A 14,465-nucleotide genomic window follows, 5' to 3' on the forward strand; every position below is an offset into this window, starting at 1 on the left:
AACGCCCCCCTTCAAACAGATCTCACCCCTTCAAAGCCGGTCCCCGCACCATCCGCAAAGCCACACACCAAAAGCGACCCTACCACCGCCCTGGCCCCTCTTTTTGGCCAAAAATATCCTTGCACCACAGCACCCCCAAACGAAACGCCGCCAGTCTCACACCTGCGCAGAGTGCAAATACCCCTTCGCCGCCATCAACCGCTCGTACAATGCAAACTCGCCCTCCCGCGCGGCCTGCAACCGCCGCGTGGCTTGACCGCTCAAATCCGTCCGAACGGAGGGAGAGACATTCTTCACCTTCAACTTGATCTTCCGGCCCAGCCGATCCGTCATGAACGTGCGAAACGCAGGCTGGCTTTCATAGGCAAAGATGTGATCCACCAGCACCTCGCCCTCATCCCCGGTCAGAAAGGCAAACTGGCTGCCGATCCGGGCGCGGGGTGGCGGGTCATCGTCGATGACCTCCATCACGAACTGCTCAAAGCTCAACCCCTCGGTGCTCAGCTCGGAGCCTTCCAGGCGCGCTGCGTTGCGATAGCGAAACCAGCTTTTGATCTGCTCAACGGGATCACGCATCACCGCCACGCCTTCAAGCCGCGCCCCGAATGTCTCCTCGACAAAAGGCACCACCCTGCGCCGGAAACGCCTTGCCGGAGTGTGTTTGCGGGTATTGGCAAAGATGATCTCTGCATGAGCCTTCAATGCCAGTTCCACGGCGGTGGTCCCCGTCTTGGGGGTGGCCAGAAACGCCAGCTTGGGGGGAAGAAAGATCAGCATGGCGCGTTTATGCCTCCCTGCGCCGCAGATGTCAGCAGGAAAACGCGCCTTGCTCACAGCCTGTGATCAGGCCTGCCAATCGCCGCTAAAGTCCTTCGGAATGAGCAGGTTATGCCGCCCCAGGTTGTTGACATCGGTCTCCCCACACAGCGCCATGGTGGTGTCGAGCTCCTTGTGCATGACCTCCAGCGCGGTTGTGACACCCTTCTGACCCATCGCACCCAGCCCGTAGACAAATGCGCGCCCCGCATAGGTGCCTTTGGCCCCCATCGCCAGCGCTTTGAGCACGTCCTGCCCGGACCGGATGCCACTGTCGAGGTGCACTTCGATCTTGTCACCCACCGCATCCAGAATGGCAGGCAGCGACGCGATGGAGCTCATCGCCCCATCCAGCTGACGCCCTCCGTGGTTGGACACAACAATGGCATCCGCACCCACGTTCAGCGCCATCTTGGCGTCCTCGGCATCCAGAATGCCTTTCAGGATCACCGGGCCCTTCCACCAGCTGCGCAACTCTTTCACCCGCTCCCAGTCCAGCGAATGATCGAACGCCTCCGCCGTCCAGGTGGTCAGGGACGCAGGGTCCGTGACCCCCGCCGCATGGCCGACGATATTGCCAAAGAACCGCCGCTTGGTCTGGAGCATCCCCAGCCCCCACTGCACTTTGGTGGCAAGGTTCATCATGTTGACCAACGTGGGTTTGGGCGGGGCGGAGAGGCCGTTCTTGATGTCCTTGTGACGCTGACCCATGATTTGCAGATCCAGCGTGATGACCAGCGCGCTGCACTTGGCATCTGCCGCGCGGGCAATCAGCCGTTTCATGAAATCATCGTCTTTCAGGGTGTAGACCTGAAACCAGAACGGCTTGTCGGTGTTCTCTGCCACGTCCTCGATCGAACAGATCGACATGGTCGACAGGGTGAAGGGCACGCCGAAGTCCGCCGCCGCCTGTGCGGCCTTGATCTCTCCATCCGCGTGCTGCATCCCCGTCAGCCCCACCGGCGCCAGCGCCATCGGCATCGACACATCCTGCCCGACCATCTGGCTGGCCGTGCTGCGCCCGGTCATGTCCACGGCCACGCGCTGCCGCAGGCGGATCTTGTCAAAGTCCGAGGTGTTCTCGCGGAAGGTCTGCTCCGTCCAACTGCCGGATTCGCAATAGTCGTAAAACATGCGCGGGGTCCGGCGTGCATAGATGCGCTTGAGATCGTCAATGTTGGTAATCGCAGCCATTTTCTCAACCTTCCATATTGGTAAAGTTTCTTTACCAATATGTGAATCATCCGTCAATCATGAATTTCGCCTTGACTGGTGCGATATCGTACCAATATATAATGGTGCAATATCGCACTAAATGGAGAAACCCATGACCCTGTCCCGACGCAAGACACTCGCCCTGATTGGCGGTGGCACCATCTTCGCCGCCAGCGCCTCTGCCGCTGGCTTTCTGACCACCCGCACGCCCCATGATGCGCAGCGCCCCTGGACGCTTGCCGGCAGCTACGACGATCCGCGCCTGAATGCGCTCAGCTTCGCGCTGCTCGCGCCAAACCCGCACAACCTGCAACCCTGGCAGGTCGCGCTGGAAGGCGATGACGCACTGACCCTGCACCACGACCGCAGCCGCCGCCTGCCTGCAACAGACCCCTTTGACCGCCAGATCATGATCGGCATGGGCTGCTTTGTGGAGCAAATGGTGCTCGCCGCCGGGGCAGGGGGGCAGGCCGTGGACCTCACGCTCTTCCCCGAGGGCGACGACGGTGCCATCGCCCACGCCACCTTCCGCGACGGCGGCACACCCGACCCGCTCAGCGCGCACATCCTCGACCGCCGTTCCTGCAAGGAACCGTTTGAAGACCGCGCCGTGCCCGCCGTCCTTGCCAACCAACTGGAGGATTACGCAGACATCTACACGGATGCCGCCTCTGTCGCGGCCCTCAAGGACCTGACTTGGAAAGCCTGGGAAGTCGAAGCCCTCACGCCGCACACCATGCAGGAAAGCGTCGATCTGATGCGCTTTGGCAAGGCTGAGATCAACGCGAACCCCGATGGCATTGATCTGGGCGGCCCGTTTCTGGAAAGCCTGATGGTCGCAGGCATCCTCAGCCGTGACGTGCAAAGCGACCCCAGCAGCCGTGGCTTCCAGGAAGGTGTGAAAATGTACAATGAGATGCTGCACGCCACGCCCGCCTATGCCGCGCTGACCAGCCCCACCAACACCCGTGTTGATCACATCGACGCAGGCCGCCGCTGGCTGCGCCTCAACCTTGCCACCACATCCATGGGACTGGCGCTGCACCCGGTCAGTCAGGCCTTGCAGGAATACCCTGAAATGGCGCCACATTATGCGCAGGCCCATGACATGCTGGCCCCCATGGGACACACGGTTCAAATGCTCGGGCGGCTCGGCTATGGTCCGACCATCCCGCGCACGCCGCGCTGGCCTCTGGAGCAGAAGTTGATCAATGCCTGAGCCCGATCCCCGCACCCTGTTCGCCCTGTTCAGGGAAATCGGGATCATCGAACAGCTCAGCCGCACCCAGCTAGAGGCGCATCTCCCCGACGGGCTGATCGCGCCTCACTTCGCCGTGCTCAGCCACCTCATCAACCGGGGCGATGGTGCGGTGCCCATCACCATGGCCCGCGCCTTTCAGGTGCCCAAGACCTCCATGACCCACACGCTGAAAGGGCTTGAGAAAGGCGGGTACATTGAGATCCGGCCAAACCCGGAAGACAAACGGTCCAAGACCGTCTGGATGACGGACAAGGGCAGGGCGCTGTTTTACCAGACGATTGAAAACCTGGGGCCAGCCATGGGCTCCGTGCTCAGCAAGATGGACGCGGCCAAGCTGACCGCACTCATCCCCGTCCTGTCCGAACTGCGCGAAATCATGGACGCCGCCCGCGATCCCTAGGGTCTGTTGACATTCAGCACAATTCACCAGTTTCAGTCCGAAAATGCTCAGGTCCAGGAACGGGAGCGCAGGAATAGCAGGTTATTTCAAGCTCACGTGACGCCGCCCTGGGCAATTTCGGCGAAACCGCTTCGCGGCGCGGCAGATTTTGCCTCCAGTGAGCTGATTTGACCGCAGCGATGCGGGCCATCGGCAGGGCAAATCAGCGATGCTGGGGGCAAAATCTGTCTCGCGCTGGTGAACTGTGATGAATGTCAACAGACCCTAGATCACGCCGAATGCGCCCCATCCGACAGCGACTTCACAAACGCCAGCACATCGGCCACCGGCTCGCCCGCACCGATCTTCGACACAATCGCCGATCCCACAACAACCCCGTCCGCCACGGATGCAATGGCCCGCGCCTTCTCTGGCGTGTTCACACCAAAGCCCACCACAACCGGCAGGCCTGACGCGGCCTGTATCCGCGTGACCTCAGGCGCCACATCACCCGCTTCCGCTTCCGCCGATCCGGTGATCCCGGTGATCGACACGTAATACACGAAACCCGAGGTGTTCTGCACCACCGCAGGCAGGCGCGCATCATCCGTCGTCGGCGTCGCCAGCCGGATGAAGTTCATCCCGGCCGCCTGTGCCGGCACACACAACTCCGCATCTTCCTCAGGCGGCAGATCGACAATGATCAACCCATCCACACCCGCGTCTTTCGCGGCTGCCAGAAACGCATCCACCCCCATCGAATAGATCGGGTTGTAATACCCCATCAACACAATCGGTGTCGCATCATCCTCAACCCGGAAAGCCCGCGCCAGATCCAGCGTCTTGTTCAGCGTCATCCCGCCCTCAAGCGCGCGCTGCCCTGCCAGCTGGATCGTCGGCCCATCCGCCATCGGATCGGTAAACGGCAGCCCCAGCTCGATCACATCCACGCCCGCCCCCGGTAGCCCTTTGACCACCTCCAATGAGGTCTCATAATCCGGATCACCCGCCATCACGTAGGCCACAAAGGCCTTGCGCCCTTCGGATTTCAATTTCGCAAACGTGTCATCAATACGGGTCATGGGGCGCGTCCTTCTGCTTGGCTTCCCCCATGCACCATTCCGCGGGGCAAAATCAATGGCCTGCGGGCCTGACACAACGACAGATGTTGTTTTGCCCGCCCGCATATGGCAGGTGCAGCCCAGCATCTTCCACAGACAGACGGGGCGGACATATCATGGGTTTCAAAATGGGCATCGTGGGCTTGCCGAACGTGGGCAAATCCACCCTCTTCAACGCACTCACCCGCACCGCTGCCGCGCAGGCCGCGAACTTCCCCTTCTGCACGATTGAGCCCAACGTGGGCGAAGTTGCCGTGCCCGACGACCGCCTCGACAAACTCGCCGCCATCGCCGCGTCGAAATCCATCATCCCCACGCGCATGACCTTTGTGGACATCGCCGGTCTGGTGAAGGGGGCCTCCAAAGGCGAAGGCCTCGGCAACCAGTTCCTCGCCAACATCCGCGAGGTGGACGCCATCGCCCACGTGTTGCGCTGTTTTGAGGATGGCGACGTCACCCACGTCGAAGGCCGCGTCGACCCCGTGGCCGACGCCGAAACCATCGACACCGAACTGATGCTCGCCGATATCGAAAGCATCGAAAAACGCCTGCAAAACATCGTGCGCAAAGTCCGTGGCGGCGACAAGGAAGCCGTCCAGCAAGAGCGCCTGATGCGCATGGCCCTAGAGGCACTCGAAGCAGGCAATCCCGCCCGCGTGGTCGAGGTGGACGAGGAAGACGCCAAAGCCTGGCGCATGCTGCAACTGCTGACAACCAAGCCCGTCCTCTACGTCTGCAACGTGGGCGAGTCTGAGGCCGCCGAGGGCAACGCCTTCTCCGCCTCCGTCGCCGAGATGGCCGCGTCCCAAGGCAACGCCCACGTCATCATCTCCGCCCAGATCGAGGAAGAGATCAGCCAGTTGGAGCCAGACGAAGCCGAAATGTTCCTCTCCGAGATGGGCCTGGAAGAAGCCGGGTTGGATCGGTTGATCCGCGCAGGCTACGACCTTTTGCACTTGGAGACCTATTTCACCGTAGGCCCCAAAGAGGCCCGCGCCTGGACCATCAAAACCGGCACCTCCGCGCCGAAGGCCGCTGGCGTGATCCACGGTGATTTCGAAAAGGGTTTCATTCGCGCGGAGACGATTGCCTACGATGATTTTGTGTCATTGGGGGGCGAGGGGCCCGCGAAGGAAGCGGGCAAGATGCGGGCGGAAGGGAAGGGGTATGTGGTGAAGGACGGGGATGTTTTGCATTTCTTGTTTAATACTTAGGGGCGGTTAGCTTCCGGCCTGAAAGAAATTTTGAAGGAACTCGATCAAGTCTGACACTCCCTTCACACGTTTGAATTGCTTTAGAACGTTATCGACCCAGTCTGTAGGTGTCGAAGAATATTCTTTTGCTTTTTTAACGTATTGACCAAGTGTCACGGCAGTAAGGCCCGCGCTCTTCGCTATTCGATTTCGCAATACCTGCTTTTGTTCAGAGGACTTTGCTTCCCCTAATTGCCCCCGTACCTGATCAACATCCTGAATCATTTGCTCCAATATCGCCAAGGATTCCGGACTTAGTTTCACGAGTTCAGTGCCATCAGCATTTTTTGCGACTTCAAAGGCGCGTTCTAAACTATCCAGAAGCACATCAATATTTTGATCTTCAAGAGATAAATCGTTCAAGGCGTTTAGTTTCTCTAAGCTTGGCCCAAAATGCTTGGTGAATACTGCTTGTAGCCTGTCAACTAGATCATCCGCCATTGTGGATAGGCTCGCGCCCATATGGGATCTCTGCATCTCTTCGAGGCTGAAGCCTCTAAAGTAACTTCCCAATTCAATAAGGCGGCGCGGTCGGAGGTGATCATTCACTTTGACATCTTCTAGTTCTTCTAGAAGTTTTTTTGCTGAGCGTGCAATTAGTAGTCCGTGGTTTCCTTCCATTCGAATATCAGACGCGTAATCAGTAAAGTCCTGCAAACTGTCTCTTAATTCTATGACGTCCTCTAAAAAAACCTTAATGCGCCTGTGGTCTCGTAGGTGAGTAATGTCATCACTAAAACCGACCGCGTGAAGCCATTGCTTCGCACGGTCAAAGTCAAAGTCCACCAAGCTTGCTTGCGCTAGAGGGGACCCATTTTTACTACCCTCTATTTGCTGAATCAATTCAATTATCCGCGCTAGTTCTGTGTGTGCTAACTGCAACTCACCAATACTCTCGTCCTCTTCAGTTTGACTTAACATTGCTTCGAATGCGTTTGCTGCAAGTTCTAAGGTTTCTCTTTGGTTTTCACGCTCACCTATAAATTTCAACGCCAGACCAAGATTGTACTGTGTTGCTAGCCACCGCATAGTGTGGTCGTGAGGCGAAAAGACCTTTAGAGCGGACTCATAACAAGCCACCGCTATCTCCATATTTTGGGTTCCAATATCCTTTCTTGCAAAATCTGCATAAGCGTCGCCCTGACAGTTATGTGCTCTGGCTAATTCAAGCGGGCTTTCCGCGAAATTCGAAAGCAGTTCTGCAAGGCCGATCGCAATTTTCCCATCGTAGGTGAGATATGAATTTCTGGAACCGTCTAACCACTTCTCGTGAACGCGTGTTAATACTTCGAACGAAATACTGCCTTCAAAGTCATTAATGAATTCCTGTAAGCGAAGACTTGGCTCCCGCGCTGCATAAGCTGAGCTTGGGTTATCTTTTAGATATGCAATCATATCAGAAACTACTGTATCTGATGGAGGCCGCTCCGTCTCATACGTTTCCATCGTATTCGGTTGTAGTACCTCTTTGCGTATCGCTACGAGCTTTTCTTCTAAACTTTCTGGTAGATGATCACGTGCTTTCATCTCCCGTGCCGTTTTCAAAGCTGCCTGAAGGCTGCGATAAGCCGCGCCTATGTCAACCACCTCGCCCTTGGCGTATTCTTGTGCTAGTCCGTGCACCAGCGCCTCCGGCAATTCGTCGACGTCTTCGCGTTCGATGGCGGACAATAGTTCTTGTACCCGCGAGTCGATCTCGTCACCCGCTTCCTGATTGGGAGGATGGTTAGCATACATCGGCGCGGTCACGCTTTCCGGCAAATCCAGCGCTTCGGCTAACTTGCCCACCGTCAGCGCGGTGATCTGTTTCCGCCCGTGCTCGATCTGGGAAACGTACCCCTTGCGGTCAGGGTTCCTGAAGGCTTCCTCCGCCAACTGGGCCAGGGTCCACCCCGCCGCAGAACGAGCCGCGCGGACCTGCGCCCCGAAGGCTTTCAGATCGTCAGATGTAACCATGTGTCACCCACCATCACTATCGGTCTGCGGGTGAAACAATATGGCTCCACCTCTTTGGCGCTAATCCACCATCTTAGACACACGCGGTCAACAGGCCGCCGACTGGCCAGTCTCAACTTCCCCGTCAAGGAGACGAGACATGACACCTATCGACCTCATCACCCTGCTGTCTCAAACAGCAACCTTCCTGCACTCCCCCGCAGGCCCCCACGCGGCCACGGCCCTCATTGCGCTCGCCGCCCTCCTGCGCGCGCCGGTCCCGCTCTGCCTCGCGCTGACCTTCGCGCTGCACGCGACGCTCTGGTTGCTGTGACCGCTGTTGCGCAAACGCCCACCCCGGCGCGCGTTGCCGGTGTACAGGTTGTGTACAGCCTGTGCACCGGTCGTGCGCCCCGCCAAACCCCCAATCGGGACCTCTGAAACGCACGCAAAATCGCACCCTCCCGGACCCGGCAAACGCAAAAAACCCGGCCTCTCGACCGGGTCCTTCACCGTGCTGTCCGTCCCGTCAGCGGCTGTCGTTGTTCGGCCCGACACCCAGCGGATTGCTGTAGGCATAGGGTGGTGCCTTCTTGGAGGCGTTGCGTGTCGAAATCCTCGGCTGTTTGACCTCCCCCGTCGCGATATTCGTGCTGTTCTGGCTGACGCTGAGGGGGGGTGCATTGCTCCCCTGATCGGAGGAGCCAGCAGTTGAGGCGGCAAATGCGGAGGTCGCAAGGCCAGCGGCGAGCAGTGTTGTCAGAGCAAGTTTCATGGCGTTTCCTTTGTGCGTGAGCGGTGCGCAACTGCACCCTGGTGCGTAATGAAACCGAGATGGGGATCCTTCGGCACACACTCAACGCACGCTGCATCACCTCACCGTGTTCTCTGCTGTGGGTGGGTGGTCAGTGCGCCTTCTTTGGGTGTGAAAATTGTTTAATTATAATTGGTTATGGGTTTTCAAGTGAGCCCCATGAAACGCACGCATCACAAACCATCCGTTGTATCTCCCAGGAACTTCGCCTGGGCCGCACCGTCTCAACCCCGTCCCACGGACATTTCATGAGACAGGTTTCAAGGCCCCGTCGATGTTCACCTGCCGCGCAAGGTCTCCCGTCCGACCATGCCACCCTTCAGCCCATGCCGCCCACATCTCCCGCAGCCCACGGATCACGGTTTTTTCCCCTTTTGGCGGTTTTGCTCTTGTTTACCCGCAAATGCCCCTTGTATAGCGGCAGGTGGAGACGTGGCCGAGTGGTCGAAGGCGCTCCCCTGCTAAGGGAGTAGGCGAGGAATCGTCTCGAGGGTTCGAATCCCTTCGTCTCCGCCACTTGACCAGTAACCCACTGGTCAATCGACTGTTTTCCAAGAGCTAGACTAGTAAATCCGCCTCCTGCTACAGAATACTGCTACAGTGGGAGCGCCAAGGATGGGCATTACTCCGCATCTCGTGCTGCGTGGCACGATCTACTATTTCCGAAGGACCGTGCCCCGGCACCTTGTTAATAAGGTCGGTCGAACAGAGATTTCGACGTCTATGAGAACTGTTCACCGTAAAGAAGCGACGCTAAGGTGCCGCTACTTAAGCAACTCGATGGATCTGTTTTTCCAGGAGCTATCTATGACAGACAGGCCGACCATTGAGGAGATCGACACTCAGATAAAGCTGTACTTCCAAAAAGCGCTCAACTGGTCGTTGGAGTTCTCGGAAGTATTCATGGAAGATCCTTTTCTTGACGCCGCAGACGAGGCTGCAGGGCTGCCAGTGTTGATCAGCGAATACCAAAACCAACTCAAGTCCGGTAAGTTCAACAGCTTGGTTCACAGCGAGGCTAACGAATTGCTCGGACCCTTACTACCAGCCGGTGAAAAAGCCGATCTTAGTGCGATTAAGCACGCTTGTAGGGGAATTTCGCTTGCAAGGATGGAGCAGTACAGGCGCCTAATTGGCGACCTGATAGGAGATTACAGTGCGCTTGGCCAAGGTGACCCGCGGTTTGCCGGTATGGTTGCAAATGGATATCCACCTTTGTCCGAAAGTGAGGTGGCTGATCAGGAAGGCGAAACACTGAAACTAATTGCAAACCGGTATCGTTCTCACAAGGAAGAAGTTGGTGACGCAAAGAAAACGATTGCCGACTTCGATGTGACAATGCGGATCGCATATGAGGTGATACCGGCCAACAAACAGATCGCGACGATAGATGATGCGGATATTCGGGGCGTGAGAGACTTGCTGAAACGAATACCTCCAAATGCGCTTAAGGTTAAGGGCGCAGCTGGAAAGTCGTTCTCGCAACTTGCAAAAGAAAACGAAACTGGCCCTTTTTTAGCAGATACAACACAGGAAAAACGACTCAGGTTTTTGCGCGCAATGCTCAATTGGGCTGAAGGGGAAGGATACATTGACAAAGTACCGGGTAAGAAAGTCTCCGTGGCCGTTACAAAGAAAAAGGGGAGCACCGGCGGCCCCTATACGAAAAAGGACTTGGAACTGATTTTTGCAACCCCAATCTATACCGGGAGAGCTAGTCTAGCACGAAATGGCACTCCCGGAGAGCACGTCTTCAAAGACGGCAAGTTTTGGGTTCCTCTGATCGGCCTGTTTTCAGGGATGCGCCTTGGTGAGATTGTACAACTTCAAAGAACTGACTTACTCATCGACGATGATGTATGGGTATTCGACATTAATCGTGGAGAAGACGAGAGTAAGAAGGTTAAGACTGATACGAGCATTCGGCAAGTTCCAGTCCACCGAACCCTGATTGACCTTGGTTTGCTTAAGATGCTTGAGAGTACACTGCCAGGCGAGCGGCTATTTGAGGACTTGGAGGTGGGCAAGGATGGTTATTTTTCGCACAATTTCTCAAAATGGTGGGGAAGATACGGCAGGAAATTTGGATTTCATGGACAGCGCAGAGTATTTCACTCCTTTCGGCATCTGTTCACCGATGCCTTGAGGGACCTTGAAGCACCAGACTATGTCCTGAAGTCTATCCTTGGACATTCTGACAAGAGTATTACTGCGAACTACGGCCATGGGGCAAATCTCAAAATTCGCCAATCGTATGTTGACAAGGTTCGATATGATTCACCTATGTTGAATTGTTTGATTGAACGTGAGGCAGCAATCGACTACAAGGGATGTTAACTTGGGCGATGCTAAGTTCATACTCGTGAGACTCTTTAACAAGATCCAAACCCTATTCAAAAATGATTAAGATTAAGTATGGGAAAGGCCATAGCCCTCACCTCTTTATAGATCGTCTAGTTGTAAAACTTGATTTCTTGCCAAATGATAGCGCCTCCAATACTCACTCAGCGCTATTCCCCTTGTTCGATGATCCCGAGTGCTTCATTGGCAATAAGCCAGGAAATGGCGTTGAGATTCAGCGGAATATGGTAATAGAGAGCCTCGAAAACTCAAAGCACTATCCTCATTTCGTCTACAGATATGCAAACCATCAAGCTCAATGGATGCGCTTGACGCTTCATCCTAGAGACATGGGATTGCAAGGTTTCGAAGAGCTACACAGCATTCTTGGAATGTTCACCGACGATGGCTGGGGTGATTTCTCTAGTGAGGCAAAAGTCACTCAGATCGAAGTTTCCATCGACTTAGAGGGTATCTCGCTCAACTCTGTAAATATTCTTCCCGGACAGGCAAAAACGGTGTCTGTCTATAAGTCAGGGCAAAAATTTGAAACCGTTTATCTTGGAAAATCCAAGAGTAACCAGACAATAATCTATGACAGGGGCGCAAAAAGAAAGCAGAAGGGGCAGGAGTTCAAAGCAGGAATATGCACGAGAATAGAAAGGAAAAAGAGTAACTTGAACTTGAAGGTGTATGAATTGGCTAAACTGAAGAATCCATTTTCGCACGTAGAATTTGTTGCTATCCCGCCCGTACCTCCACCAAATGAGAAGAAAACCTACATCTGGGAGCTATTCGTGGAGGCAGTTGCTTATCGTGGACTAGATCCTGCTCTTAAACTACTACCTCAGAACAAGCGCTCGGCTTACCGAAAGCACATCGCCACTCACAAGCACCAGTGGTGGCTCCCCGACATAATCTGGTTTGCGTGGCCAGGGGTCTTGAAGGAACTAAAGCTGAGTGACCCAAGCTATTGGAAGTAAGTTAATACGTTTGTCTCTGCGACAGTTCCAAAGACAATACCAGTTCCGTGCAATTACTTGTACCAAAATTACAATTTCGGGGGAGAGCAATGTAAATTCAGCCCATTTCCAAAGAAAGACAAAGGACTATCAGTTTCGGACTTTAGGCATTCAGTGATGCATGCACTGCCTGCTAAACATCAGCTAACAGTCAAAACCTAAGCTGCCACGCCGCTGCCCAACGCAGGCTGAATGGGGACAATATCAGTCCCGATAACGGACGTTTCGGGAATTTCGAAGTCGTCTCGAACTCGTAGGCTCAACAAGTCGCACTTAACGGCGGTTTTCGCGGAGAACTTTTTTGTGCTGGCTCCTCCACGAATTCCCTTAACTCGTGGTTCGAGTTCGGCCGCAAGAGATTGAGACCAGCGTTCCGTTGGACCCAAGCTAGCGGCGTGTATTCCTGAAAGTACACGTTCGCCGAAGGTGGCACTGCGGAGCGTGAGCGAGACTAATTTTCTGCATACCGGACATCCCTACGCGAAATTGGCGGACTGTGTCCAAAAATGTTGCACCTAGCGACGGTTTCCTGTTGGGAGTTTCCGGAAAGCGCTTCTTCAATGCCAGAACTCTTTTATCGGTCTTACTTTGGTTCTTGTCTCAACGATGAACCCATCGCATCTTCTTGCTTGCACCCCCAGAAAGAGCAAACCATTGATTGATTCTGAAATACTTGACCTTATCGAGCGCTTTCAAACCCTGCTAGTTGGTATCGTTGGTTTTGCAGGTGTCATTTGGACACTACGAACCAATGCCAAACATTCGAAGGAAGAGTATCGGAGGCAAACTAACACTCGGCGGATGACTTTGCGGCGTATCTTGGCCGCTGAGTTTCGAAATTACACACGTGCGCTCAAGGCGAACCTCGAAGCTAACGAAGTAAAAGACGACCATCTCTCAGTTGGAAAGATTGATAGGCTGTTCTCGGAAGACCTAGCATCTGAGCTTGGCCTGCTAGAATTGGGTGAGGTTGATGTTGTCCTGAATGCATTGATCAGCCTTGAAGGTATGGATCAATTTTTGGGACACATTTCAGCAGGGCAAAGGGGAAAACGTTATCTTATACCTGCATCCTCGATGGATGATTTTCATACGATCACTTCAACCACTGCAGATGCGCTCGACTACGCAATTGAAGCACTGGAGCTTTCAGGCGAGACGTGATTGGCGAATTCCAGTCGTTGGGCACGAGCCGAATATGCTGCGGCTGCAGCCCGCATTGCTGACATTCGTCCAGTTGCATACTGACTAAGCGCTCGCAGATGATCGAAGAACTCCGACCAAACGTCGAAACTCTGTGTCATCAGACGCGCCTTTCCAGAAGTTTGCGAAACGGCAAACAACCTGAAGATTGTCGGGTTCATAATGACCGCTACTGTCGATGCGATCCAAGGAAGCGAACATCGCAGGATCGCCGTTTACTTCATCCATTTCCAGCGGAAGGCCCGTCAGTTCGCAGCAATATTCCTGAGCCCCCATGAGTTCGGTGATGTAGTCCTGAAGTGCTGCTGCGGACGGGAACCGGAGGTCCTTCCTTTTCACTACACGCTCCGCTGTCTGACCATTCGCTGAATTGGTGGTGGAGACGGCTGTTCGGGCCATGCGTTCAGCGGCATCTGCCGCTTCGAAAAGCTCTGAAGCTCGTTGGTACGCAATCTTGTCCGCCTGCGACCCGTACTTAATCGGCGCATACCCCTTCTTGGCGGTTTCGCTGCGCTTCGCCCATAGTGGAGTATCGTGCCACTGACCTAGGTCATCTCCGGCGATCAGCGCCAATGTGTAGTCTCGGTACAAAGGACTGAGAGACTGTAGCGTGGCTTCAGTAGACAAGAAGTCTTTCGCCTTGGGATGTAGTTCGTTCCACCTCAGTGGAACGCCCTTCTTTGACTCATTCGACCAAGGTGCACAGTGCTTATGGCAAATTACCACGTCACGCCCATGCTCGATGGGTTCCATCTTCCTTTCGAAAGAAGGTGCGCCACTTCGAGAGGTCGTCCACCAAAGCTCGTCTCCGTCCTTGTGAACCCAAATATCGCCAACAGTCTCAGCGACAGTAGTCATCAAGTTGAACCAGCGAGAAGCGGTCGCCTTGGTTGGTTTCTTTCCTGCCGCAGTGGTGTCATTGGCCATGCGGGTGGACACATAACCCTCGCGATCGTTTGCTTCCCAGTATTTCTGGGCGTCAACGGCGTTCATGGTCGCGACTGTTCCGCGTTCCCGACAGATTGGCCATTCATAGTTCTGGCGCCCGAAATTGGCGATGTAGACTTTCATGACGATTCATCTTGCTCCGTTGGATGTATCAACCC

At 55.1% G+C, this 14,465-nt stretch carries 13 protein-coding genes, 1 tRNA gene and 1 pseudogene; 9 read left to right on the forward strand and 6 right to left on the reverse strand.

Annotated elements, in window-relative coordinates; all coding sequences use genetic code 11:
- Nucleotides 1–156: 156 nt before the first annotated feature.
- The gene (locus Q1A91_RS13850) at nucleotides 157–777 is read right to left on the reverse strand and encodes a hypothetical protein (protein WP_299878379.1); all 621 of its coding nucleotides are present in this window, start codon (nucleotides 775–777) and stop codon (nucleotides 157–159) included.
- A gap of 66 nt (nucleotides 778–843) precedes the next feature.
- Nucleotides 844–2,010 (reverse strand): alpha-hydroxy acid oxidase, encoded by a 1,167-nt coding sequence (locus tag Q1A91_RS13855; protein WP_299878382.1) that lies wholly within the window; start codon nucleotides 2,008–2,010, stop codon nucleotides 844–846.
- A gap of 133 nt (nucleotides 2,011–2,143) precedes the next feature.
- Between Q1A91_RS13855 and Q1A91_RS13860 the strand changes: the two genes are divergently transcribed.
- Together Q1A91_RS13860 and Q1A91_RS13865 are read left to right on the forward strand one after the other, a co-directional pair.
- Nucleotides 2,144–3,250 carry a twin-arginine translocation pathway signal protein gene (locus Q1A91_RS13860; protein WP_299878385.1) on the forward strand — a complete coding sequence of 369 codons (1,107 nt, stop codon included), beginning with the start codon at nucleotides 2,144–2,146 and terminating at the stop codon, nucleotides 3,248–3,250.
- Nucleotides 3,243–3,692: a MarR family winged helix-turn-helix transcriptional regulator gene (locus tag Q1A91_RS13865; protein ID WP_299878388.1), complete on the forward strand. Its 450-nt coding sequence runs from the start codon at nucleotides 3,243–3,245 to the stop codon at nucleotides 3,690–3,692. The genes Q1A91_RS13860 and Q1A91_RS13865 overlap by 8 nt, the downstream gene beginning before the upstream one ends.
- A gap of 269 nt (nucleotides 3,693–3,961) precedes the next feature.
- On the opposite strand, the gene trpA is transcribed toward Q1A91_RS13865, so the two are convergent.
- Nucleotides 3,962–4,753 (reverse strand): tryptophan synthase subunit alpha, encoded by a 792-nt coding sequence (gene trpA / locus Q1A91_RS13870; protein ID WP_299878391.1) that lies wholly within the window; start codon nucleotides 4,751–4,753, stop codon nucleotides 3,962–3,964.
- Between the two features lie 155 nt (nucleotides 4,754–4,908).
- Here trpA and ychF point away from each other — a divergent pair, with 155 nt between their 5' ends.
- Nucleotides 4,909–6,006 carry a redox-regulated ATPase YchF gene (ychF, locus tag Q1A91_RS13875; RefSeq protein WP_299878393.1) on the forward strand — a complete coding sequence of 366 codons (1,098 nt, stop codon included), beginning with the start codon at nucleotides 4,909–4,911 and terminating at the stop codon, nucleotides 6,004–6,006.
- Between the two features lie 6 nt (nucleotides 6,007–6,012).
- On the opposite strand, the gene Q1A91_RS13880 is transcribed toward ychF, so the two are convergent.
- Entirely contained in the window at nucleotides 6,013–8,001 is a 1,989-nt protein-coding gene (locus Q1A91_RS13880; RefSeq protein ID WP_299878396.1) for a helix-turn-helix transcriptional regulator, read from the reverse strand.
- A 139-nt stretch (nucleotides 8,002–8,140) separates the two neighbouring features.
- Between Q1A91_RS13880 and Q1A91_RS13885 the strand changes: the two genes are divergently transcribed.
- A complete protein-coding gene (locus tag Q1A91_RS13885; protein ID WP_299878399.1) occupies nucleotides 8,141–8,314 on the forward strand; it encodes a hypothetical protein in 174 nt (57 codons plus the stop codon).
- A gap of 195 nt (nucleotides 8,315–8,509) precedes the next feature.
- Here the strand turns inward: Q1A91_RS13885 and Q1A91_RS13890 are convergent, their stop codons facing one another.
- Complete coding sequence (locus Q1A91_RS13890; protein ID WP_299878402.1) at nucleotides 8,510–8,755, reverse strand: hypothetical protein; 246 nt, start codon at nucleotides 8,753–8,755, stop codon at nucleotides 8,510–8,512.
- 465 nt (nucleotides 8,756–9,220) lie between these two features.
- On the opposite strand from Q1A91_RS13890, the gene Q1A91_RS13895 reads away from it, so the two are divergent.
- The 5 genes and pseudogenes from Q1A91_RS13895 to Q1A91_RS13910 all read left to right on the forward strand — a co-directional run bounded on the left by Q1A91_RS13895 (nucleotide 9,221) and on the right by Q1A91_RS13910 (nucleotide 13,320).
- Nucleotides 9,221–9,310: transfer RNA gene (locus Q1A91_RS13895), tRNA-Ser, on the forward strand.
- 99 nt (nucleotides 9,311–9,409) lie between these two features.
- Nucleotides 9,410–9,586, forward strand: a pseudogene (locus tag Q1A91_RS23705) (DUF6538 domain-containing protein); the annotation flags it as partial.
- Nucleotides 9,587–9,601: 15 nt separating this feature from the next.
- Nucleotides 9,602–11,131 (forward strand): site-specific integrase, encoded by a 1,530-nt coding sequence (locus Q1A91_RS13900; protein ID WP_299878405.1) that lies wholly within the window; start codon nucleotides 9,602–9,604, stop codon nucleotides 11,129–11,131.
- A 182-nt stretch (nucleotides 11,132–11,313) separates the two neighbouring features.
- Nucleotides 11,314–12,117, forward strand: coding sequence for a hypothetical protein (locus Q1A91_RS13905; protein WP_299878408.1), 804 nt, complete (start codon nucleotides 11,314–11,316; stop codon nucleotides 12,115–12,117).
- A gap of 693 nt (nucleotides 12,118–12,810) precedes the next feature.
- Nucleotides 12,811–13,320, forward strand: a complete 510-nt coding sequence (locus Q1A91_RS13910) for a hypothetical protein (RefSeq protein ID WP_299878411.1) — start codon at nucleotides 12,811–12,813, stop codon at nucleotides 13,318–13,320.
- 84 nt (nucleotides 13,321–13,404) lie between these two features.
- Here the strand turns inward: Q1A91_RS13910 and Q1A91_RS13915 are convergent, their stop codons facing one another.
- The gene (locus tag Q1A91_RS13915; protein WP_299878414.1) at nucleotides 13,405–14,430 is read right to left on the reverse strand and encodes a hypothetical protein; all 1,026 of its coding nucleotides are present in this window, start codon (nucleotides 14,428–14,430) and stop codon (nucleotides 13,405–13,407) included.
- Between the last annotated feature and the right edge of the window lie 35 nt (nucleotides 14,431–14,465).

The sequence above is a fragment of the uncultured Sulfitobacter sp. genome (assembly GCF_947500075.1).
In the GTDB taxonomy this organism is placed as follows: Bacteria; Pseudomonadota; Alphaproteobacteria; order Rhodobacterales; family Rhodobacteraceae; genus Sulfitobacter.

Bases quoted from the DNA above. Each gene is read 5' to 3' on its own strand.
- Q1A91_RS13890 (WP_299878402.1), bottom strand. From the start codon at position 8,755: ATGAAACTTGCTCTGACAACACTGCTCGCCGCTGGCCTTGCGACCTCC.
- Q1A91_RS13915 (WP_299878414.1), bottom strand. From the start codon at position 14,430: ATGAAAGTCTACATCGCCAATTTCGGGCGCCAGAACTATGAATGGCCA.
- ychF (WP_299878393.1), top strand. From the start codon at position 4,909: ATGGGTTTCAAAATGGGCATCGTGGGCTTGCCGAACGTGGGCAAATCC.
- Q1A91_RS13855 (WP_299878382.1), bottom strand. From the start codon at position 2,010: ATGGCTGCGATTACCAACATTGACGATCTCAAGCGCATCTATGCACGC.
- Q1A91_RS13850 (WP_299878379.1), bottom strand. From the start codon at position 777: ATGCTGATCTTTCTTCCCCCCAAGCTGGCGTTTCTGGCCACCCCCAAG.
- Q1A91_RS13860 (WP_299878385.1), top strand. From the start codon at position 2,144: ATGACCCTGTCCCGACGCAAGACACTCGCCCTGATTGGCGGTGGCACC.
- Q1A91_RS13885 (WP_299878399.1), top strand. From the start codon at position 8,141: ATGACACCTATCGACCTCATCACCCTGCTGTCTCAAACAGCAACCTTC.
- Q1A91_RS13865 (WP_299878388.1), top strand. From the start codon at position 3,243: ATGCCTGAGCCCGATCCCCGCACCCTGTTCGCCCTGTTCAGGGAAATC.
- Q1A91_RS13900 (WP_299878405.1), top strand. From the start codon at position 9,602: ATGACAGACAGGCCGACCATTGAGGAGATCGACACTCAGATAAAGCTG.
- Q1A91_RS13880 (WP_299878396.1), bottom strand. From the start codon at position 8,001: ATGGTTACATCTGACGATCTGAAAGCCTTCGGGGCGCAGGTCCGCGCG.
- trpA (WP_299878391.1), bottom strand. From the start codon at position 4,753: ATGACCCGTATTGATGACACGTTTGCGAAATTGAAATCCGAAGGGCGC.